At 59.4% G+C, this 18,921-nt stretch carries 20 protein-coding genes; 12 read left to right on the forward strand and 8 right to left on the reverse strand.

The features are described 5' to 3' along the window. Genes AK59_RS0119935 through acpT form a run of 9 tightly spaced genes read left to right on the forward strand, consistent with a single transcriptional unit; the run spans position 1 to position 8,108 of the window. Positions 1-423 carry an acyl-CoA thioesterase gene (locus tag AK59_RS0119935; RefSeq protein WP_020687732.1) on the forward strand — a complete coding sequence of 141 codons (423 nt, stop codon included), beginning with the start codon at positions 1-3 and terminating at the stop codon, positions 421-423. Next, complete coding sequence (locus tag AK59_RS0119940; protein ID WP_020687731.1) at positions 420-1,025, forward strand: LolA family protein; 606 nt, start codon at positions 420-422, stop codon at positions 1,023-1,025. The genes AK59_RS0119935 and AK59_RS0119940 overlap by 4 nt, the downstream gene beginning before the upstream one ends. Then, positions 994-3,315, forward strand: coding sequence for an MMPL family transporter (locus AK59_RS0119945; protein WP_029883616.1), 2,322 nt, complete (start codon positions 994-996; stop codon positions 3,313-3,315). The genes AK59_RS0119940 and AK59_RS0119945 overlap by 32 nt, the downstream gene beginning before the upstream one ends. Continuing rightward, entirely contained in the window at positions 3,315-3,893 is a 579-nt protein-coding gene (locus AK59_RS0119950) for a DUF3261 domain-containing protein (protein ID WP_032618696.1), read from the forward strand. Before AK59_RS0119945 ends, AK59_RS0119950 begins: the two co-directional genes overlap by 1 nt. Position 3,894: 1 nt before the next feature. Beyond that, positions 3,895-5,064: a beta-ketoacyl-[acyl-carrier-protein] synthase family protein gene (locus AK59_RS0119955; protein WP_029883617.1), complete on the forward strand. Its 1,170-nt coding sequence runs from the start codon at positions 3,895-3,897 to the stop codon at positions 5,062-5,064. Further along, positions 5,061-5,534, forward strand: coding sequence for an ApeP family dehydratase (locus AK59_RS0119960; RefSeq protein WP_023620062.1), 474 nt, complete (start codon positions 5,061-5,063; stop codon positions 5,532-5,534). The genes AK59_RS0119955 and AK59_RS0119960 overlap by 4 nt, the downstream gene beginning before the upstream one ends. After that, complete coding sequence (locus AK59_RS0119965) at positions 5,531-6,262, forward strand: 3-ketoacyl-ACP reductase FabG2 (RefSeq protein WP_013099168.1); 732 nt, start codon at positions 5,531-5,533, stop codon at positions 6,260-6,262. Before AK59_RS0119960 ends, AK59_RS0119965 begins: the two co-directional genes overlap by 4 nt. Continuing rightward, the gene (locus tag AK59_RS0119970; RefSeq protein WP_020687725.1) at positions 6,259-7,488 is read left to right on the forward strand and encodes a beta-ketoacyl-ACP synthase; all 1,230 of its coding nucleotides are present in this window, start codon (positions 6,259-6,261) and stop codon (positions 7,486-7,488) included. Before AK59_RS0119965 ends, AK59_RS0119970 begins: the two co-directional genes overlap by 4 nt. Before the next feature lie 2 nt (positions 7,489-7,490). Next, entirely contained in the window at positions 7,491-8,108 is a 618-nt protein-coding gene (gene acpT, locus AK59_RS0119975; RefSeq protein ID WP_029883618.1) for a 4'-phosphopantetheinyl transferase AcpT, read from the forward strand. On the opposite strand, the gene arnF is transcribed toward acpT, so the two are convergent. From arnF to AK59_RS0120015, 8 genes are all read right to left on the reverse strand, one after another. Then, positions 8,041-8,445, reverse strand: coding sequence for a 4-amino-4-deoxy-L-arabinose-phosphoundecaprenol flippase subunit ArnF (arnF, locus tag AK59_RS0119980; protein ID WP_013099171.1), 405 nt, complete (start codon positions 8,443-8,445; stop codon positions 8,041-8,043). The two genes, acpT and arnF, sit on opposite strands and share 68 nt — an antisense overlap. Further along, positions 8,442-8,780 (reverse strand): 4-amino-4-deoxy-L-arabinose-phosphoundecaprenol flippase subunit ArnE, encoded by a 339-nt coding sequence (gene arnE / locus AK59_RS0119985; RefSeq protein WP_029883619.1) that lies wholly within the window; start codon positions 8,778-8,780, stop codon positions 8,442-8,444. The genes arnF and arnE overlap by 4 nt, the downstream gene beginning before the upstream one ends. Next, a complete protein-coding gene (gene arnT, locus AK59_RS0119990) occupies positions 8,777-10,432 on the reverse strand; it encodes a lipid IV(A) 4-amino-4-deoxy-L-arabinosyltransferase (protein ID WP_029883620.1) in 1,656 nt (551 codons plus the stop codon). The genes arnE and arnT overlap by 4 nt, the downstream gene beginning before the upstream one ends. Further along, entirely contained in the window at positions 10,429-11,331 is a 903-nt protein-coding gene (gene arnD / locus AK59_RS0119995) for a 4-deoxy-4-formamido-L-arabinose-phosphoundecaprenol deformylase (RefSeq protein WP_013099174.1), read from the reverse strand. Before arnD ends, arnT begins: the two co-directional genes overlap by 4 nt. Next, positions 11,328-13,310 carry a bifunctional UDP-4-amino-4-deoxy-L-arabinose formyltransferase/UDP-glucuronic acid oxidase ArnA gene (gene arnA, locus AK59_RS0120000; RefSeq protein ID WP_029883621.1) on the reverse strand — a complete coding sequence of 661 codons (1,983 nt, stop codon included), beginning with the start codon at positions 13,308-13,310 and terminating at the stop codon, positions 11,328-11,330. Before arnA ends, arnD begins: the two co-directional genes overlap by 4 nt. Continuing rightward, complete coding sequence (arnC, locus tag AK59_RS0120005) at positions 13,307-14,290, reverse strand: undecaprenyl-phosphate 4-deoxy-4-formamido-L-arabinose transferase (RefSeq protein ID WP_013099176.1); 984 nt, start codon at positions 14,288-14,290, stop codon at positions 13,307-13,309. Before arnC ends, arnA begins: the two co-directional genes overlap by 4 nt. A gap of 1 nt (position 14,291) precedes the next feature. Then, positions 14,292-15,431 (reverse strand): UDP-4-amino-4-deoxy-L-arabinose aminotransferase, encoded by a 1,140-nt coding sequence (gene arnB, locus AK59_RS0120010; protein ID WP_029883622.1) that lies wholly within the window; start codon positions 15,429-15,431, stop codon positions 14,292-14,294. Positions 15,432-15,755: 324 nt separating this feature from the next. Next, positions 15,756-16,262, reverse strand: a complete 507-nt coding sequence (locus tag AK59_RS0120015; protein WP_029883623.1) for a phenolic acid decarboxylase — start codon at positions 16,260-16,262, stop codon at positions 15,756-15,758. A 99-nt stretch (positions 16,263-16,361) separates the two neighbouring features. Here AK59_RS0120015 and AK59_RS0120020 point away from each other — a divergent pair, with 99 nt between their 5' ends. The 3 genes from AK59_RS0120020 (at position 16,362) to AK59_RS0120030 (ending at position 18,839) form a co-directional block, all read left to right on the forward strand. Then, a complete protein-coding gene (locus tag AK59_RS0120020) occupies positions 16,362-17,243 on the forward strand; it encodes a LysR family transcriptional regulator (protein ID WP_029883624.1) in 882 nt (293 codons plus the stop codon). A gap of 32 nt (positions 17,244-17,275) precedes the next feature. Beyond that, positions 17,276-18,070, forward strand: coding sequence for an SDR family NAD(P)-dependent oxidoreductase (locus AK59_RS0120025; protein ID WP_020687718.1), 795 nt, complete (start codon positions 17,276-17,278; stop codon positions 18,068-18,070). Between the two features lie 106 nt (positions 18,071-18,176). Further along, the gene (locus tag AK59_RS0120030; RefSeq protein ID WP_013099181.1) at positions 18,177-18,839 is read left to right on the forward strand and encodes an HAD family hydrolase; all 663 of its coding nucleotides are present in this window, start codon (positions 18,177-18,179) and stop codon (positions 18,837-18,839) included. The last annotated feature ends 82 nt before the right edge of the window (positions 18,840-18,921 follow it).

The raw sequence follows: 18,921 nt of genomic DNA on the forward strand, positions 1-18,921 counted from the left end.
GTGCTGACCGATCCCCGCTTTACGACGGAAGTTGAAATCACCGTCCCGTTCCACGACGTCGACATGATGGGCGTGGTCTGGCACGGCAACTATTTCCGCTACTTTGAAATAGCCCGCGAAGCGCTGCTCAATCAGTTCGACTACGGCTATCGCCAGATGAAAGCCTCCGGCTATGTCTGGCCGGTGGTCGATACGCGGGTGAAATACCGCGATGCGGTGACCTTTGAACAACGCATCCGGGTCCGGGCGCAGATTGAAGAGTATGAAAACCGCCTGCGCATTGCCTATCAAATCTTCGACGCGCAGACCGGTAAACGCACCACCACCGGTTACACCATCCAGGTGGCGGTCGACGCAGCCACCCGCGAAATGTGCTTTGTCAGCCCGGGGATCTTGTTTGAACGTATGGGAGTCACGCCATGAAATGGTTGCCTTTGCTGGCGCTGATGTTTAGCCCGCTGGTCAGCGCCGTGACGCTGGATGAACTGCAGCAGCGGTTTACGCAACAGCCCGTGGTGCGCGCTCACTTCGAGCAGGTTCGTACGATCAAAGACATGCCGCAGCCGCTGCGTTCGCAGGGCGAGATGGTGATCGCCCGTGACAGCGGCCTGCTGTGGGATCAAAAAGCCCCGTTCCCCATGACGCTGCTGCTGGATGACAAACGGATGGTGCAGACCATCAACGGCCAGCCGCCGCAGACCATTACCGCCGACAATAATCCGCAGATGTTCCAGTTCAACCACCTGCTGCGGGCGTTGTTCCAGGCCGACCGCAAGGTGCTGGAAGAGAATTTCCGCATCGATTTTCAAGACCTGGGGGAAGGCCGCTGGTCGCTGGTGCTCACGCCCACCACGACGCCGCTGAACACCATTTTCGCCACCCTCGATTTGGGCGGTGCGACCTTTCTGGAGTCTATTCGTCTTAACGACAAACAGGGCGACCGTACGGATATCACCCTCTCCAGTCACCGACTGACACCCGCCAGCCTGACCGATGACGAACGCCAACGCTTTGCCGCACCGTAAATCGCTGCGCCCGGCGCTGCTATGGGCCGCGGGATGCCTGATTATGCTGGGCCTGCTGGTGTCGCTGCTGCCCGGCGCGCGCCTGAACAGCAGCGTGCTGGCCATGTTACCGACACAGACGCTGGGGGCGATCCCTCCGGCGCTCAACGACGGCTTTATGCAGCGGCTCGACCGTCAGCTGGTCTGGCTGGTCAGCCCCGGCAAAAAACCCGATCCGCGCGTGGCGCAGCAGTGGCTGACGCTGCTGCAACGCAGCGGAGCACTGAGCGAGGTCAAAGGGCCCATGGACGCCGCCGGGCAACAAGCCTGGGGCGAGTTTTTCTGGCAGCACCGCAACGGGATGATTGACCCCGCCACCCGCGCCCGCCTGCAAAACGGCGGTGAAGCGCAGGCGCAGTGGGTTTTATCTCAGCTTTACTCGGCCTTTTCCGGCGTGAGCGGCAAGGAGCTGCAAAACGATCCGCTGATGCTGATGCGCGGCGCGCAGCTCGCGCTGGCGCAAAACGGCCAGAAGCTGCGGCTGATGGACGGCTGGCTGGTGACGCAGGATGACGCCGGAAACTACTGGTATCTGCTGCACGGCGAGCTGGCCGGTTCCTCTTTTGATATGCAGCAAACCCACCGGCTGGTGACCACCCTGAACGCGCTGCAGGCGACGCTGAAAACGCATTACCCACAGGCGCAACTGCTGTCTCGCGGCACGGTGTTTTACAGCGATTACGCCAGCCAGCAGGCCAAACGGGATATCTCCACGCTGGGTGTCGCCACCCTTCTGGGCGTACTCTTGCTGATTGTGGCGACATTCCGCTCCCTGCGTCCGCTGCTGCTGTGCGCGATCTCCATTGGCATCGGCGCGCTGGCGGGCACGGTCGCCACCCTGCTGTTCTTTGGCGAGCTGCATCTGATGACGCTGGTGATGAGCATGAGCATCATCGGTATTTCGGCCGATTACACCCTCTACTACCTGACCGAACGGCTGGTGCACGGTGGCGAAAACTCGCCGTGGCAAAGTCTGGATAAAGTGCGTAATGCCCTGCTGCTGGCGCTTCTGACGACCGTCGTGGCGTACCTGATTATGATGCTGGCCCCCTTCCCCGGGATCCGCCAGATGGCGCTATTTGCCGCCGTGGGGCTGAGCGCCTCGTGCCTGACGGTGATATTCTGGCACCCCTGGCTGTGCCGTGGATTGCCGGTACGCCCGGTTCCGGCCAGCAGAGCGATGTCGAGCTGGCTGACCGCCTGGCGACGTAATAAAACACTCGCGGTTGGCCTGCCCGTCACGCTGGCGCTCCTTTCCGCCGCAGGTATTGCCACCCTGAAGGTGGACGACGATATCGCCCAGCTGCAGGCGCTGCCGAAAACGATTCTGGCGCAGGAGAAGACCATTACCGCCCTGACCGGCCAGCGCGTCGATCAGAAATGGTTTGTGGTTTACGGCACGTCAGCCCAGCAGACGCTGGAGCGGCTGGAGGCCTTTACCCCTGCGCTGGCACAGGCGCAAAAAGCGGGTGAGCTGGCAAGCTGGCGAACCCTGCCGCTGAACTCCATGAAGCGTCAAAAAAGCGATCTGGCGCTGCTGCACCACGCTGCGCCTGCGGTAATGAACGTGCTGCACAGCGCCGGACTGAACACCGTCTCACCGGATCTGACGCCAATGCCTGTCAGCGTGGACGCCTGGCTTGCCAGCCCGGCCAGCGAAGGCTGGCGTCTGCTCTGGCTGACCCTGCCGGGCGGCGAAAGCGGCGTGCTCGTCCCGGTGGACGGCGTCAAAAACAGTACGGCGCTAAGTGAACGGGCGGCACAGCATGAAGGGGTCGTCTGGATCGATCGTAAGGCCAGTTTTGACAGCCTGTTTGCCCTCTACCGCACCCTGCTGACGGGGCTACTGTGCGTAGCGCTGGCGGCGATTGCCTGCGGCGCCATAATCCGACTTGGCTGGCGTCAGGGGCTTATCAGCCTGGTGCCGTCGGTACTGTCGCTCAGCTGCGGGCTGGCGGCGCTGGCCGTCGCCGGGCATTCCGTCAATCTGTTTTCACTGCTGGCGCTGGTGCTGGTGCTCGGCATTGGCATCAACTACACGCTGTTTTTCAGCAACCCGCGCGGCACGCCGCTGACGTCGATGCTGGCTATCACCCTGGCGATGATGACCACGCTGCTGACGCTGGGCATGCTGGTGTTCAGCGCGACGCAGGCCATCAGCAGCTTTGGAATTGTGCTGGTAAGCGGTATTTTCACCGCCTTCCTGCTGGCCCCGCTGGCGATGCCAGCCAGGAACGAGAGAAAACCATGATGAACGCTTTTTACCGCGTCGCCGCGCTGGCTGCGACGCTGCTGCTGGCAGGCTGCAGCCATTCGACCGATACTGAAGAAACTCGCCCGCAGGCCTGGCTTCAGCCGGGCACGCAGGTGACGCTGCCACCGCCGGGCATTACGCCAGCCATCCGTTCTCAGCAGTTGCTGACCGGCCGATTTAACGGTCAGACTCAGTCGCTGCTGGTTCTGCTGAACGCTGACGGGCAAAAAGTGACGCTTGCCGGGCTCTCGTCGGTGGGGATCCGCCTGTTTCTCGCGACCTATGACAACACCGGGATCCATACCGAGCAGTCGGTCGTTATGCCCCAGCTACCGCCCGCCAGCCAGGTGCTGGCGGATGTGATGCTCAGCCACTGGCCGCTCAGCGCCTGGCAGCCGCAGTTGCCGAAGGGATGGACGCTAAAGGATACTGACACCCGACGCGAACTGCGTAACCCTGACGGCAAGCTGGTCACCGAGATTGTCTACCTGCAACGCAACGGTAAGCGCGAGCCGATCAGCATTGCGCAGCACGTCTTTAAATACCACATCACCATTCAATATCTGGGTGACTGAGATGATTTACATTTCCGCTGTTGGCATGGTCAACGCGCTGGGCAACTCGGCCGATGAGATCGCGGCCAACCTGAACGCCGGGATTGCGCCGGGTATGCGTCATCGCGCCGGATGGCTGCAAGGATTACCTGATGCCATGCTGGGCGGCGTTGAGGGTGAACTGCCGCCGATACCGGATAGCCTGGCAGCACACCGCAGCCGTAATAATCAGCTGTTGCTGGCGGCGCTGGCACAGATTCAGCCTGCCGTTGAGGCAGCCATCGCCCGCGTGGGCCGCGACCGCGTGGCGGTGGTGCTGGGCACCAGCACCTCAGGGCTGGATGAAGGCGATGAGTACGTGCGCCTCTCCCTGAACGGCGAACGCAGCCCGCAATGGCAGTACCCGCAGCAGGAGTTGGGCGACCCCTCCCGCTTCCTCGCCAACTGGCTGCAGCTGGATGGCCCGGCGTATACCATTTCGACTGCCTGCTCCTCCAGCGCCCGGGCGATCATCAGCGGACAGCGTCTGATTGAGGCCGGACTGGTGGATGTCGCCCTTGTAGGCGGGGCAGACAGCTTAAGCCGTATGCCGGTCAATGGTTTTAACAGCCTTGAATCGCTCTCGCCCACGCAGTGCGAGCCGTTTGGCCGAGACCGCCGGGGGATCACCATCGGTGAAGCGGCGGCCCTCATGGTGCTGACGCGCGAACCGGATCAGGTTGCGCTGCTGGGGGCGGGTGAATCGAGCGATGCGTACCATATCTCTGCCCCACATCCCGAGGGAGAAGGCGCCATTCGCGCCATTACCCAGGCGCTGAAGGAGGCAGGCATGACGGCAGATGACGTGGGCTATATTAATTTGCACGGCACCGCCACTCCCCTCAACGATCGGATTGAGGCGCACGTGATTAACGCCCTCTTTGGCGACCGGGTACCGTGTAGCTCCACCAAACACCTCACCGGCCATACGCTTGGCGCGGCCGGGATCACTGAAGCCGCATTAAGCTGGCTGATCCTGACCCGTGACCTGCCATTGCCGCCGCAGGATTTTTCCCGCTACGCGCCGGACGACACGCTGCCGCCCTGCGGCCTGCTGCATCAGCGTGCGCCGCTGACAAAACCGGTGATTTTATCGAACTCATTCGCCTTTGGCGGTAACAACTCCAGCCTTCTGCTGGGGAGAGTGTCATGAGTTATTTATCCCCCGCCGACTACCTGCCTCACGACGCACCGATGATGCTGCTGGAGCGCGTTGAGCGTGTCACCGACAGCAGCGCGGTGTGCAGCGTCACGGTCGACGGGCACGGTGTGCTTGCGCCGTTCCTGAACGTTGACGGCGATCTGCCGGGCTGGTTTGCGCTGGAACTGATGGCCCAGACCGTGGGCGTCTGGTCTGAATGGCACCGTCTGCAAAAAGGCCTGCCCCACAGCCCGCTGGGCATGGTGCTGGGCGCGCGCGAGCTGGTGTGCAGCACGGGCCGCTTTGCTGCAGGCACTACGTTAACCATTACCATTGAGCGCCTGATGCAGGACGAACGCTTTGGCAGCTTTGAATGCACAATCCAGACGGATAACGCCCCCCTTGCCACGGGCCGTGTGAATACGTTCCAGCCCAGCGAGGACGAATTAACCTCACTTTTCTCTCAGGGAGCTTCATCATGACACGTTCCGTACTGGTCACGGGCGCCAGCAAAGGCATTGGCCGCGCCATCGCCTGTCAGCTTGCCGCTGACGGTTTCACCGTAGGCGTGCATTACCATCGCGATGCTGATGGCGCGCATGAGACGCTGGAGGCCATTGTTCAGGCTGGCGGAACGGGTCGTTTACTGACCTTTGACGTGGGCAACCGCGAGCAGTGCCGCGAGGTTCTGGAACAGGAAATCAGCACCTTTGGCGCATGGTATGGCGTGGTCAGCAATGCCGGGATAACCCGCGATGGCGCGTTTCCGGCGCTCAGCGACGAGGACTGGGATAGCGTCATCCACACCAACCTCGACAGTTTTTATAACGTTATTCATCCCTGCATCATGCCGATGATCGCAACCCGCAAGGGCGGGCGGATTATCACCCTGTCGTCCGTGTCAGGCGTGATGGGCAACCGCGGACAGGTGAACTACAGTGCCGCCAAGGCCGGTATTATCGGCGCCACCAAAGCGCTGGCCATTGAACTGGCAAAACGCAAAATTACCGTCAACTGCATCGCGCCCGGGCTGATTGATACCGGCATGATCGAGATGGAAGAGGCCGCGCTGAAAGAGGCCATGTCCATGATCCCGATGCAGCGCATGGGTCAGGCGGACGAGGTGGCCGGTCTGGCGAGTTATCTGATGTCAGACCGGGCAGGCTATGTGACACGCCAGGTGATCTCGATCAACGGGGGGATGTTATGACGCGTCGGGTGGTGATTACGGGAATGGGAGGTGTGACCGCCTTTGGCGAGGACTGGCCGACCATTTCACAGCGGCTGCTCGGCTACGAAAACGCCGTGCGCACCATGACGGAGTGGCAAGAGTATGCCGGTCTGCAAACGCTGCTGGCAGCCCCCATCGAGGATTTCACCCTTCCGGCACACTATACCCGCAAGCGCATTCGCGCCATGGGCCGCGTGTCGCTGCTCTCCACCCGCGCCACCGAACTGGCGCTTGAGCAGGCGGGCCTGATCGATGACCCGGTACTGACGCAGGGGCAAACCGGCATCGCCTATGGGTCGTCCACGGGCAGCACGGGCCCGGTAAGCGACTTTGCCTCCATGCTGATGGAAAAACACACCAATAACATCACCGGCACCACCTATGTGCAGATGATGCCGCACACCACCGCGGTCAATACCGGCCTGTTCTTTGGTCTGCGGGGGCGCGTCATTCCCACGTCGAGTGCCTGTACCTCCGGCAGCCAGGCGATTGGTTACGCCTGGGAAGCCATTCGCCATGGTTATCAGACCGTCATGGTCGCCGGGGGCGCCGAGGAGCTTTGTCCTTCAGAGGCGGCGGTATTTGATACGCTGTTCGCCACCAGCCAGCGCAACGACGCGCCGAAAACCACGCCGTCGCCCTTCGATACCGCGCGCGATGGTCTGGTCATCGGCGAAGGGGCAGGCACGCTGATTCTGGAAGAACTGGAGCACGCCAAAGCACGCGGGGCGACCATCTACGGCGAAATCGTGGGCTTTGCCACCAACTGCGATGCAGCGCATATCACCCAGCCGCAGCGTGAAACCATGCAGATTTGCATGGAGCAATCGCTGGCAATGGCCGGTTTAGGCGCCACGGACATCGGGTATATTTCCGCCCACGGCACCGCCACCGATCGGGGTGATATCGCCGAAAGCCAGGCCACTGCGGCCATCTTTGGCGACAGGGTCCCCCTCTCCTCGCTGAAGAGCTATTTTGGCCATACGTTAGGTGCCTGCGGTGCGCTGGAAGCATGGATGAGCGTGCAGATGATGCGTGAAGGCTGGTTTGCCCCGACGCTCAATTTAAGACAACCGGATGAGCAATGTGGTGCTTTAGATTATATTATGGGGGAAGCCCGTCAGATTGACTGCGAGTATCTGCAAAGCAATAACTTCGCGTTTGGCGGCATCAATACCTCAATCATTATCAAACGCTGGGCGTAACTATGTACCAGTTTATACTGGGAAAAATCTCCACCCTTTGCGCGGACCCGCTGGCGTCAACGCTCGCAGATATGGCACCTCAGGGTGCGCGAAACCGTTCCTGGCTGGCAGGCAGGACGCTGCTCGCCCGGACATTATCCCCGTCTCCGCTGCCCGACATTGTGTACGGTGAACAGGGGAAACCCGCCTTTGCGAAAGATCATCGGCTCTGGTTTAACCTGAGCCACAGCGGGGACGACATTGCCCTGCTGGTGAGCGATGAAGGTGAAGTAGGCTGCGATATCGAAGTGATACGCCCGCGTGAAAACTGGCAGGCACTGGCGAACGCGGTTTTCAGCGTGGCGGAGCATGCAGAGCTGGAACGCGAAGCGCAGGAAGCGAAGCTCCCGGCTTTCTGGGGGATCTGGACGCGTAAAGAGGCAATTGTGAAGCAACGAGGCGGCAGCGCCTGGCAGATTGTCAGCATCGACAGTACCTCTGAGGCCCACTCGGTCAGCCAGCTTCAGTTTGGCTCGCTGAGTCTCGCCGTCTGCACGCCCACTCCGTTCACCCTTACCCCCGGGGCGATTTTTCACCACGAGATGTCCGGGGCAGGAATATCACCAGCACGCCCAGCATAATCAACCCGACACCCGCCAGCCCCTGCCACGAGAACGACTCGCCCCAGCCGGGCAGCAGGATCGCCGCGCCCCACACCAGAATATAACTGAGGCTCAGCAAGGCATACGCTTTGCTGAGCGCCATGCGATGCAGCGCCAGATACCAGCAGCCCATAGAGGCCACATAGCCCATCAGCCCCAGCAGCAGCGCGCCGGTACCGGACGAAAAATGCCAGAGAGCCCTGAAAAATGCCAGCGCCTCGCCGACGGGCGGAAGCGCCTGCATGGCGCTGCGCAGCAGCAGCTGCGCGGCACTGACTAACGCCACGCTGCATAACGCCCAGCACGCCCCTTTCACAGGCTTCCTCCCAGCAGAACAATCCCGATCATAATCAACCCTACGCCCAGCCAGTGATGTCGGGCCACCTTCTCATGCCAGAGCCCCTTCGCCGCCAGCGTCACCCAGACAAAATTAAGGCTCAGCATGGGATAGGCGACCCCGACGGGAAGACGCTGCAATACCACCAGCCAGACCAGCATGCCGCAGCCCAGCGCCAGCAAGGCGAGCCCCAGCCACAGCACAATATGCGCGCCACGCCGCCCGATTTTCGCCGGACGGGTCGCTTGCTTCTGACAGAGCTGTCCCGCGCAGGTCAGCAGACTTGCCAGCACCAGCCAAAGCCAGGTCATCATTGCGGCAGATACTGCAGGTAAGCCAGCCGCCCCTGGATATACAGGTAGTCCGGCTTTGGCAGGTTATCCCGGTTCAGATCGTCGTTCTTCGACAGCAGGATCACCAGCGACACGTTCCCCTGCTGGCGATGCCTCGCCAGCCACTGCGCAAAGTCATCTTTAGTGATAAAGCGGTCTTTCACGTCCGGATAATCCAGCCCGTAACGCAGTTCACCGCTCTGACCAAACATGATGATGTCATTACGCTTAAGCTCCCACGCCAGCCCTGCCGCCACGCCGACGTTATCGGCCAGCACAAACCGGCTCTGCTGGAGCGGGTCGCGCACGGTATCCACCAGCGACTGTGGCTGTTTGGAGTCCACCACCAGGTTGGGAATGGCAAAACCAATCAGCAACGCCAGCCCGGCAGGGCACAGCGCCGCCAGCCACCAGCGCTGCTGGCTCCGTCTGAAGCTAAACCAGCCCACCACGGCCCAGACGAGGAAGGCCACCACCGCGCAGAAGACTTTAAACAGCTCGACCGATGTCCAGACCGGGTGCTTAGCCAGCCCCCACGGCGACACGACTAACGCCGCGATGACACCGAGGGTACCGAACGCCAGGTTGATCCCGGCATTGATGCGTAACACGCTGGCCCCCTTTTCCGCAGCGAGGCAGGCATAGCGCGCCATCAGGATCGCCAGCGGGGCAAAACACGGCAGGATGTAGGTAGGCAGCTTGCCTTTGGCAATGCTGAAGAATAAAAGCGGCATCACCACCCAACCGAGCAGATAAAGCCCGCCGCCTGCCGGATGTTTTTCACGCCAGCCCAGACGCAGCGCACCGGGCAACAGCGCCAGCCACGGCAGACTGCCCGCGACCAGGAATGGCAGGTAATACCAGAACGGGGCTTTGTGCTGGGCGTCGCTTTGGGCAAAACGCTGAATGTGTTCAACCCAGAAGAAGTAGCGCCAGAAATCGGGTTCACGCTGGGCAATCGCCAGCCCCCAGGGCAAGACAATAAGCACGCAGCTCAGGATCGCAAGCCCGCCAAAAATCAGCACCTCTTTCCAGCGCTTTTGGGCAATCACCCACGGCAGGACGCCAAGGACCGGCACCGCCAGGGCGAGAAAGCCTTTGGTCATCACCCCCATGCCGCAGGCCAGCCCCAGCACGATGTAGCCCCCCGCTTTGCCAGCCAGGGTCTGCGCCTGCGAGGCCAGCCAGAAACTGCACATCGCCGCCGCCAGCCACAGGGAGATGATGGGGTCGAGCACGGCATAGGTGCCAATGCCATAGACCAGAAACAGCGTCAGGAAGATAAGGCCGGAGAACAGGGCAACGCGTTTATCGCGCCAGAGTTGCCAGGCCATCCAGATAACCAGTAGCGCCGTCAGGCCGGTGGAAAAGATGGCCCCGGCGCGCACGGCAAAGTTTGTATGGCCAAACAGCAGTTGCCCGAGACTGTTGACCCAGTAGCCAGCAATCGGCTTTTCAAAGTAACGCAGCCCCAGAAAATGCGGCACAATCCAGTTGCCGGAGGCGAGCATTTCACGGCTGATTTCCGCATAGCGCGTTTCATCAGGCTGCCATAACAGACGGATATCAACCGGAATGAGATAGTAAACAATAAACAGGGCGAAAAGCCCTAAGCCATAACGGGCGACTTTCATGGTACCGGACTCACGGTTTGTTGATAGCCAAGCCAGCCTTCCCGGCCAGCCATTTCACTTCGCACAATTTTGCCGACGGGCAGCGTACTGAGATCGTCTGGCAGCAGGTCGATCAACGGGCAGAACTGAATCCCCTCCTGCGCCGCCAGCGTCAACAGCGCATCGAAATCATGCTGATACGCAATCCCTTCCACCTCGGCGTGGATGGTGTAGACCGGCGTGCCGGTGTCGCGATGTATACAGTCCAGAATGTAGCGGTTGAAGCCGTCGGCGGTCACCTCGCGCCCCACCACTTCATCCCAGGTGGGCAGTGTGACCGGGATTTGCACCGTGCCAACGCGGTTTTCACCGAGCTGCGGTAAAAACGGTCCGCTGCCCCGGCAATCGCTGTTGTAGCGAAACGCGAACGGCTCTTTGGCTTTCACGACGCGTTGATCCGCACGCCATCCGGCCACGGCGGAGCAACGCACCGACTGCCCGATAATGGCCTCCAGCTCACGCAGACCACGCTCGATTTCCCGGGCCAGGCGAGGAATGTCCCAGACGCCCGCCCAGGCCTGCCAGGCATGGTGATCCCAGGCATGCAGGCCGACCTCATGGTGCTGCGCCGCTTCACGGATGATGGCTTCGTTACCCGCGCCGATACGCCTGCCGGGCCATGCGGTACCGGCCAGCAAAATATCCCAGCCGTAGAGCGATGCTGCGCGCGAGCGCAGCATTTTGAACAGAAATGCCGGTTTAACCAGACGCCATAAATGACGTCCCATGTTGTCTGGCCCCACGCTGAAGAAGATGCTGGCACGCACATCGTGCTTGCTCAGCAGCGTCAGCAGTCCGGGAACGCCGTCACGCGTTCCCCTGAAGGTATCGACATCAATGCGTAAACCGACTTTTTTCATGAGGCCTGTTCCGACAGCTCCACGGTGCGCAGGAAGAAATCGAGCGTCTCATCAATGGTCTGCTCCATCTTCACCGTTGGCGTCCAGTTCAGGCAGCGCTTCGCATTGCGAATGCTCGGCTTGCGGTGCTCAACGTCCTGGTAGCCTTTGCCATAGTAGCTGCTGCTTTCCACTTCGCGGAATCCTGCAAACGGCGGGAACTGGTTACGCAGCGGATGGCGCTCAAAGCTTGCCAGCAGCATTTCGGCCAGTTCACGAATGCTCGCTTCGTTATCCGGGTTGCCGATGTTGATGATCTCCCCGTTGCAGCGGCCATCCTTGTTTTCAATGATGCGGAACAGGGCTTCGATGCCGTCGCTGATGTCGGTGAAGCAGCGTTTTTGTTTACCGCCTTCAATGAGCTTAATGGGCGAGCCTTCTACCAGGTTCAGGATCAGCTGGGTAATGGCGCGGGAGCTACCAATGCGCGCCGCGTTCAGGTTATCCAGACGTGGCCCCATCCAGTTGAACGGCCGGAACAGGGTAAAGCGCAACCCTTCTTTCTCGCCGTAGGCCCAAATTACGCGGTCCAGCAGCTGTTTAGAGACGGAGTAAATCCAGCGCTGCTTGTTGATCGGCCCGACTACCAGGTTAGAGGTATCTTCATCGAAGTTTTTATCGGTACACATGCCGTACACTTCGGAGGTGGACGGGAAGATGATGCGCTTATCGTATTTCACGCAGTCGCGGATAATCTTCAGGTTCTCTTCAAAGTCCAGCTCGAATACGCGCAGCGGATTGCGGGTGTACTCAATCGGCGTGGCAATGGCGACCAGCGGCAGCACCACGTCGCATTTTTTGATGTGGTACTCGATCCACTCGGAGTGGATGCTGATATCCCCTTCCACGAAATGGAAGCGCGGGCAGTCAAGGAAACGGCTGATGGCATCGGAGCCAATGTCGAGGCCATAAATTTCGTAGTTATCGTCTTTCAGCAGACGCTCGGTCAGGTGGTTACCAATAAAACCGTTTACGCCGAGGATCAGCACGCGGGTGCGGCGCTTAATTGCCACCACCGGGGCGCTGGTGATCAAGGCGCTGGGAACCAGCCCCAGAGACTGCGCCAGCTGCGCGCCCTGCACATAAACGCCGTTGTCGGTCTGACCGGTCACGATCTCCAGCGCCTGCTCGCCGCAGCTGACAATCAGCGGAGAGACAGAGACGATAGTGCCCGGTTTCGCGGCCGGGACATCGTCGCGCACGCGGGATTTCCAGACGATGAATTTGCTGACGCCGGCAAAGCTATACGCCCCCGGCCAGGGGTCGGTCACCGCGCGCACCAGGTTGTGCAGCTGGCGGGCGGGCTTGTTCCAGTCCAGACGGCCGTCTTCCGGCGTGCGGCGGCCAAAACAACTCGCCTTGCTCTCGTCCTGAGCGGTCTCGCTGAAGGTGCCGTTCAGGATGGTTGGCAGTGCATCGCGCAGCAGGCTTTGTGCCACCGAGCAGAGTTTCTGATGAAGCTGCAGCGCCGTCTCATCCGCATCAATGGCAACACGCTGCTGCGCAATGATGGCGCCCGCATCAGCGCGGTGCACCATGCGGTGCAGGGTCACGCCGGTTTCAGTTTCGCCATTCACCAGCACCCAGTTCAGCGGCGCGCGGCCACGGTAGGCGGGCAGCAATGAGCCGTGAAGGTTAAATGCCCCTTTCGTCGCCAGACGTAAAATATCGTCGCAAATCAGGTTGCGGTAGTAGAACGAGAAGATGACATCCGGGGCGGTGTCGCGAATGCGATCCACCCACAGCGGGTGGTTGATATCGTCCGGCGCGTAGACCGGAATGCCGCGCTCGGCGGCGATACGCGCCACGGAGCCAAAGAAGTTATTCTCGCCTGCGGTGTCCGGATGCGTGAAGATGGCAGCGATATCATAACCCGCTTCAAGCAGGGCATGCAGGCCCGCGCACCCCATATCGTGATAGGCAAAGACAACAGCTTTCATGGGTGTTTTTCCTCTTGAGAGACTTTGTGTTCCTGGCGGACAACACGTTGAATAAAGTAGCGCGGACGTGCGCGAACATCGTTATAGATACGGCCAATGTACTCACCGAGCAGGCCCATCCCGACAAACTGGGCGCCGATGAACATGAACAGCACGGCAAAGAGCATGAACACCCCTTCCGCCGCCCACTGGGGGCCAAAGACCAGACGCAGGACGACCAGCAAAACGGAAAGCGTAAACCCGGCCAGCGCGATAATGCTGCCAAAGACGCTCAGCAGGCGCAGCGGCGTGGTGGTCAGGCAGGTGATGAGGTCGTACATCAGGTTGATAAGACGCATAAAGCTGTACTTCGACTCCCCGTGCTCACGCTCGGCGTGCAGCACCGGGATCTCCGTCGCCTTACGGGCAAAGGTATTCGCCAGAATCGGAATGAAGGTGCTGCGTTCATGGCAGTGCAGCATGGCGTCGACAATATGGCGGCGATAGGCGCGCAGCATGCAGCCGTAATCGCCCATCGCTTTGCCGGTGGTGCGCTGAATCAGGCGGTTGATGGTGCGGGAAGCCAGCTTGCGGAACAGGCTATCCTGACGATTCTGCCGTACCGTACCCACCACGTCGTACCCTTCGTCGGCTTTGGCGACCAGCCGGGGGATCTCCTCCGGCGGGTTTTGCAGATCGGCATCCAGCGTGATGACCAAATCCCCCGTCACGTGGCTGAAACCGGCCATAATGGCCGAATGCTGGCCATAGTTGCGGTTAAGCAGCACCGCGACGATATGGCTGCCTTCGGCCTGCGCAGCCTCGGTCAACATCAGGGCGGAGTTATCGCTGCTGCCGTCATCCACCAGCAGGATTTCGTAGGCTTTGCCCAGCGTCTCGCAGGCGGCGGTGGTGCGGCGGATCAGTTCGGGCAGGCTCTCCTGCTCGTTATAAACGGGGATCACCACAGAAACTTTTTGTACAGGCGGCGCACTGAACATATCAATGTCCTGCAAGCTGATGGAGCGCGGTAATGACGCGGGTTGTGTCGTCATGAGTCATGTCCGGGAAAAGTGGGAGAGAACAAATACGCGCGCTGTTCCATTCAGAATGCGGGAGCGATACATCAGGAAAACGCTCGCGGTAGTATTTTTGGGTGTGTGCCGCGCGGAAATGCAGGCCAGTGCCGATGCCCTTCTCCTTCAGGGCCGCCATCAGGTTATCGCGGGAGATCCCGCAGCGGGCTTCATCCACGCGAATAATAAACAGGTGCCAGGCGTGCACATGCGGCCATGAGGGAATAGTGAGCGGCTGGAACGGCGTGTCGGCCAGCTCGCGCAGGTAGCGTTCGGCGATGTCCTGACGGCGTTTATTGGCCTGTTTCAGTTTGCCCAACTGCACCAGCGCCAGCGCGGCGTTGATATCCGCGAGGTTGTATTTAAAGCCGGGCGCGATCACTTCGGCCTGCGGCGCGCGGCCGTGGGTCTGGCGGTCATAGGCATCGACGCCCAGACCGTGGAATTTCAGGCTGCGGATTTTTTGTGCCAGCTGTTCGTCATCCGTCACCACCAGACCGCCCTCGGCGCAGGTCATGTTTTTAATGGCGTGGAAGGAGAAAATTGCCGTGCCCTGCCAGCCCACGTGGCGGTCTTTGTAGTACGTGCCCGCGGCGTGTGCCGCATCTTCGATCACCGGAATACCGTGACGTTCCCCCACCGCGCGGATAGCATCGATATCACACGGCGCACCGGCGTAATGCACCGGGATAATCGCTTTGGTACGCGGCGTAATCGCGGCGTCTATCGCGTCCGGGGTGACCATCAGGGTATCTTTGTCCACATCGATCATCACCGGGTTTGCCCCCAGCAGAACGATCATATTCAGCGTGGAGACCCAGGTCAGGGAGGGGGTGATGACGTCATCGCCAAGGCCAATACCCAGCGCCATCAGGGTGACGTGCATCCCGGCCGTTGCCGAACTGACGGCAATGGCGTGGTGATTCCCGGTCTGCTGACAAAATGCCTCTTCAAGCGCCTGATTTTTCGGCCCGGTCGTGATCCAGCCAGAGGTTAATACCTCCTGCAACGCCGCGATTTCCTCATTACCCATTGAGGGGCGGGAAAAAGGCAAAAAATCACTCATCATTAATTTCCTTGCAATAAGAATGGCATGCTTTTGATATTAACCAATTAGCGGACCGTTTATTTCAACGGTTCATAAACTCATATCAAGGTAGCGCTCATTTCTTAGGGAAAAATTAAGAGAGGGAATTAAAATGTTTTCATATGAATATAAATATCTTTAAAAACATAAAGTTATAAAATTATGAATTATTTATTTTGTGACAGCACTCAATTTTTTCAAAATGTAACGTTTAAACCAAAGCTCAACAAACAAAAAAAATCCCGGTTATTTCTTTAAAAACAGAAATAACCGGGAACTTTTCTTTTTAGTTAATTGTCGCGCTTATTTTAAATTATTTGGGAAGTCAGCGGGCAATTCACTGGCCGCACACGCAATTACGCTGTCATCGTTGGCCCCACAGTCGCGCACGAAGGTAATGGTGGCAAATTCATCAATCACTTCTGTTGGATAGGCCGGACCTGCATCGCGATAGCTGTTCATCAGTGGAATGTGATCGTTCTGGAAGCAGACGGTTTTTTCCGGGTTGTTCATGACCCAACGCGGGAAGAAGATAGTGCCATGGAACAGTTTGTCCCCAAGGTTCACAATCAGGCTAACGTCGGTGCCGGTGGGTTCAGTCCAGGAAATTTTATAAATACTCTCACCTACGCGAACAACATACACCTGCTGATCTTTTACCCAACGATTCCCCACCAGGCCGCTGTGAATACGGTAGTCGATGGTATTTTCATTTTTGATATAAATCTCGTAGTTCCAGCCATTATCGTAGGTATAAACCAGATGTTTGCCGATGAAGCCGCTTAAGTCGTGTTTGTCGAAGGTGCTCATATAATGTCTCCTTTGTTTTGATGAGACGATCCTACCCCTTCAAAAAATGAATGAATAACGCTATGTTTGAATCAAATTCATCCAAATTTTAGATTGATTATGCACAAGACGACGCTCGAACAATGGTCCTTGCTGGAGAAGGTGGTGGATGCGGGCAGTTTTGCCAGAGCCGCGGAAGAGACGCACCGCAGCCAGTCTTCCGTCAGCTATAACCTGGCGCTACTGCAGGAACGGCTGGGGGTGGCGCTTCTGGTGCAGGAAGGCCGTCGGGCGGTGTTGACCCCTGCCGGGGAACTGCTGCTCAACCAGGTCAAACCGCTGCTGAAAGCCTTCGCGTACGTTGAGACACGCGCGCTTACCCTGCGTAACGGAATGCGCACGCGGCTGGATCTGGTGGTGGACAATATCTTTCCCCGCCGTCGTCTGTTTGCCATCCTGCGTCAGTTCCAGCAGCAGTATCCGCAGACTCAGGTCCGTCTCACCGAAGTGCTGGAAAATACCCGCGCCGATGCCATCAATGATGAAGCCGATGTGATGGTCTTAACCCGCCGCCAGGATATGACCGGGCTTGGCGAATGGCTGATGAATATCGACTTTGTTGCCGTGGCCCATCACCAGCATCCGCTCTTTCAGCTCGATGCGCCGCTGAACGACGACATGCTCCGCCCGTGGCCGCTGATTAAAATTGCGGACAACCAGACCGCGGCGCACTCAGCCAGTGGCTCGTGGACCTTTTCCACCATTGACGCGGCCATTGAGGCGGTGATGTCGCAGGTGGGTTACGGCTGGCTGCCGGAGGAGCGCATTCAGACTCAGCTGGAACAAGGGGTACTGAAGATGCTGCCGCTCAGCCATGGCGTGCGGCGAGCCACGCCGCTGCACCTGATTGTGAAGCGCTCGCTTAGCCCGCTGGACGAACAGGTTGAGTCGCTATTGCGCCTTTTTAGCCAGGAGCCGTCATCGTCACCTGCTACGCTTTAAGGTCCGAACGTTAAAACGATAAGGAGCAGAGGATGAAAATCGACTTTACGGGGAAAGTGGCGCTGGTCACCGCCTCAACGGGTGGAATTGGCTTCGCCATTGCCAGAGGGCTGGCAGAAAGCGGTGCGGAAGTGATCGTCAATGGCCGCAGTACCGAGTCGGTGAATAAAGGTATTCAGCAGCTGCAGCAGGTGGTGCCGGGCGTTCAGGTGCGTGCCGCGATAGCCGATCTCAGCACGCCGGAAGGGGTCGAGTCGCTGCTGAAGGTGGCGAATAACGTGGACATTCTGGTCAACAATGCCGGGATTTACGGGCCGCAGGATTTCTATGCCACCGACGATGACACCTGGGAACGTTACTGGCAGACCAACGTGATGTCCGGCGTGCGTCTCTCCCGCGCGCTGCTTCCCGGCATGGTGAAGAAAGGCTGGGGCCGCGTGGTATTTATCTCCTCCGAGTCGGCCTGCAATATCCCGGCGGACATGATCCACTACGGCGTGACCAAAACGGCACAGCTCTCGCTGGCACGCGGGCTGGCGAAGTTCGTGGCGGGTAGCGGCGTGACGGTCAACAGCGTATTGCCGGGGCCGACGATGTCTGACGGATTCGCAGAGATGATGAAAGACGAGATCGAGAAGACCGGTAAGTCGCTGGAACAGCTGGCAAAAGAGTTTGTGATGGCCAACCGCCCCAGCTCGGTGATCCAGCGAGCGGCCACGGTTGAAGAGGTCGCCAATATGGTGGTCTATGTCTGCTCAGCGCAGGCCTCCGCCACGTCTGGCGCGGCGTTGCGCGTCGACGGTGGCGTGGTGGATGACATTATCTGAGTGGCTCAGGCCGCAAGAATGAGAAAAAAAGCGTGAGGTTTAAGGACTGTGGCGCCAAAGCAGGTAAACTAACGAGCAGAATGTGTATTTCAGCTAAGACGTATTTATGACCAATATGATTGCCGACGAGACCGTGGCCAAATCTAACGTGCTCTCTGTCTTCGACTTTGATGGAACGTTAACACACCACGATAGCTTCATCCCTTTCCTGCGTTTTGCCTTCGGGAAACGTTACTTCGCGGGACGACTGGTGCGTATGGCATTGCCGACGCTCCACTGCGTACGCCGCAAGCTAACGCGTGATGAGCTAAAAGAGGTGCTGATCAAAACGTTCCTGACGGGGGTGGATGAACACTGGTTACGTCAGCAGGCGGAAGCGTTTTGCGAAAAATACTGGAACAAGCTGATGCGCCCCGAGGGGGTGCTGGCGGTGGCGGCGGAGGTGAACTCTGGCGCGGAAGTGACCATCTGTTCCGCCTCTCCGGCACTGGTGCTCCAGCCGTGGGCTGACAAGCTTGGCATCAAGCTGATTGGCACACAACTGGAAGTGAAAGACGGTAAGCTGACCGGGCGCATTACCGGCAACAACTGCCGCTGCGCCCAGAAAGTCGCCAGACTGGAAAAGGTGTATGGCAATCTGAACGAGTACCACCTGCGCGCCTGGGGGGATACCCGTGGCGACCACGAACTGCTGGCCGCAGCGCAGGATCCACACTGGCGGCACTTCCACCCACCGCGCAAGCGCCGCAACTCACCGATTAAGGGTTAGGTGCGGTCTGGTGCCCTCCCCCCCCCCCCCCCCCCCCCCAGCCGGGGGGAAGAGAGAGGGAGAAGCGCGCACGCACTCCCCC

The sequence above is a fragment of the Enterobacter sp. T1-1 genome, assembly GCF_000710795.1.
GTDB classification, from domain to species: domain Bacteria; phylum Pseudomonadota; class Gammaproteobacteria; order Enterobacterales; family Enterobacteriaceae; genus Enterobacter; species Enterobacter cloacae.

What these genes read in the sequence shown, in the direction of transcription:
- AK59_RS0119940 (WP_020687731.1), top strand. Translation starts at nt 420, where the DNA reads ATGAAATGGTTGCCTTTGCTGGCGCTGATGTTTAGCCCGCTGGTCAGC.
- AK59_RS0119945 (WP_029883616.1), top strand. Translation starts at nt 994, where the DNA reads ATGACGAACGCCAACGCTTTGCCGCACCGTAAATCGCTGCGCCCGGCG.
- AK59_RS0119950 (WP_032618696.1), top strand. Translation starts at nt 3,315, where the DNA reads ATGAACGCTTTTTACCGCGTCGCCGCGCTGGCTGCGACGCTGCTGCTG.
- AK59_RS0119955 (WP_029883617.1), top strand. Translation starts at nt 3,895, where the DNA reads ATGATTTACATTTCCGCTGTTGGCATGGTCAACGCGCTGGGCAACTCG.
- AK59_RS0119960 (WP_023620062.1), top strand. Translation starts at nt 5,061, where the DNA reads ATGAGTTATTTATCCCCCGCCGACTACCTGCCTCACGACGCACCGATG.
- AK59_RS0119965 (WP_013099168.1), top strand. Translation starts at nt 5,531, where the DNA reads ATGACACGTTCCGTACTGGTCACGGGCGCCAGCAAAGGCATTGGCCGC.
- AK59_RS0119970 (WP_020687725.1), top strand. Translation starts at nt 6,259, where the DNA reads ATGACGCGTCGGGTGGTGATTACGGGAATGGGAGGTGTGACCGCCTTT.
- acpT (WP_029883618.1), top strand. Translation starts at nt 7,491, where the DNA reads ATGTACCAGTTTATACTGGGAAAAATCTCCACCCTTTGCGCGGACCCG.
- arnE (WP_029883619.1), bottom strand. Translation starts at nt 8,780, where the DNA reads ATGATGACCTGGCTTTGGCTGGTGCTGGCAAGTCTGCTGACCTGCGCG.
- arnT (WP_029883620.1), bottom strand. Translation starts at nt 10,432, where the DNA reads ATGAAAGTCGCCCGTTATGGCTTAGGGCTTTTCGCCCTGTTTATTGTT.
- arnD (WP_013099174.1), bottom strand. Translation starts at nt 11,331, where the DNA reads ATGAAAAAAGTCGGTTTACGCATTGATGTCGATACCTTCAGGGGAACG.
- arnA (WP_029883621.1), bottom strand. Translation starts at nt 13,310, where the DNA reads ATGAAAGCTGTTGTCTTTGCCTATCACGATATGGGGTGCGCGGGCCTG.
- arnC (WP_013099176.1), bottom strand. Translation starts at nt 14,290, where the DNA reads ATGTTCAGTGCGCCGCCTGTACAAAAAGTTTCTGTGGTGATCCCCGTT.
- arnB (WP_029883622.1), bottom strand. Translation starts at nt 15,431, where the DNA reads ATGAGTGATTTTTTGCCTTTTTCCCGCCCCTCAATGGGTAATGAGGAA.
- AK59_RS0120015 (WP_029883623.1), bottom strand. Translation starts at nt 16,262, where the DNA reads ATGAGCACCTTCGACAAACACGACTTAAGCGGCTTCATCGGCAAACAT.
- AK59_RS0120020 (WP_029883624.1), top strand. Translation starts at nt 16,362, where the DNA reads ATGCACAAGACGACGCTCGAACAATGGTCCTTGCTGGAGAAGGTGGTG.
- AK59_RS0120025 (WP_020687718.1), top strand. Translation starts at nt 17,276, where the DNA reads ATGAAAATCGACTTTACGGGGAAAGTGGCGCTGGTCACCGCCTCAACG.
- AK59_RS0120030 (WP_013099181.1), top strand. Translation starts at nt 18,177, where the DNA reads ATGACCAATATGATTGCCGACGAGACCGTGGCCAAATCTAACGTGCTC.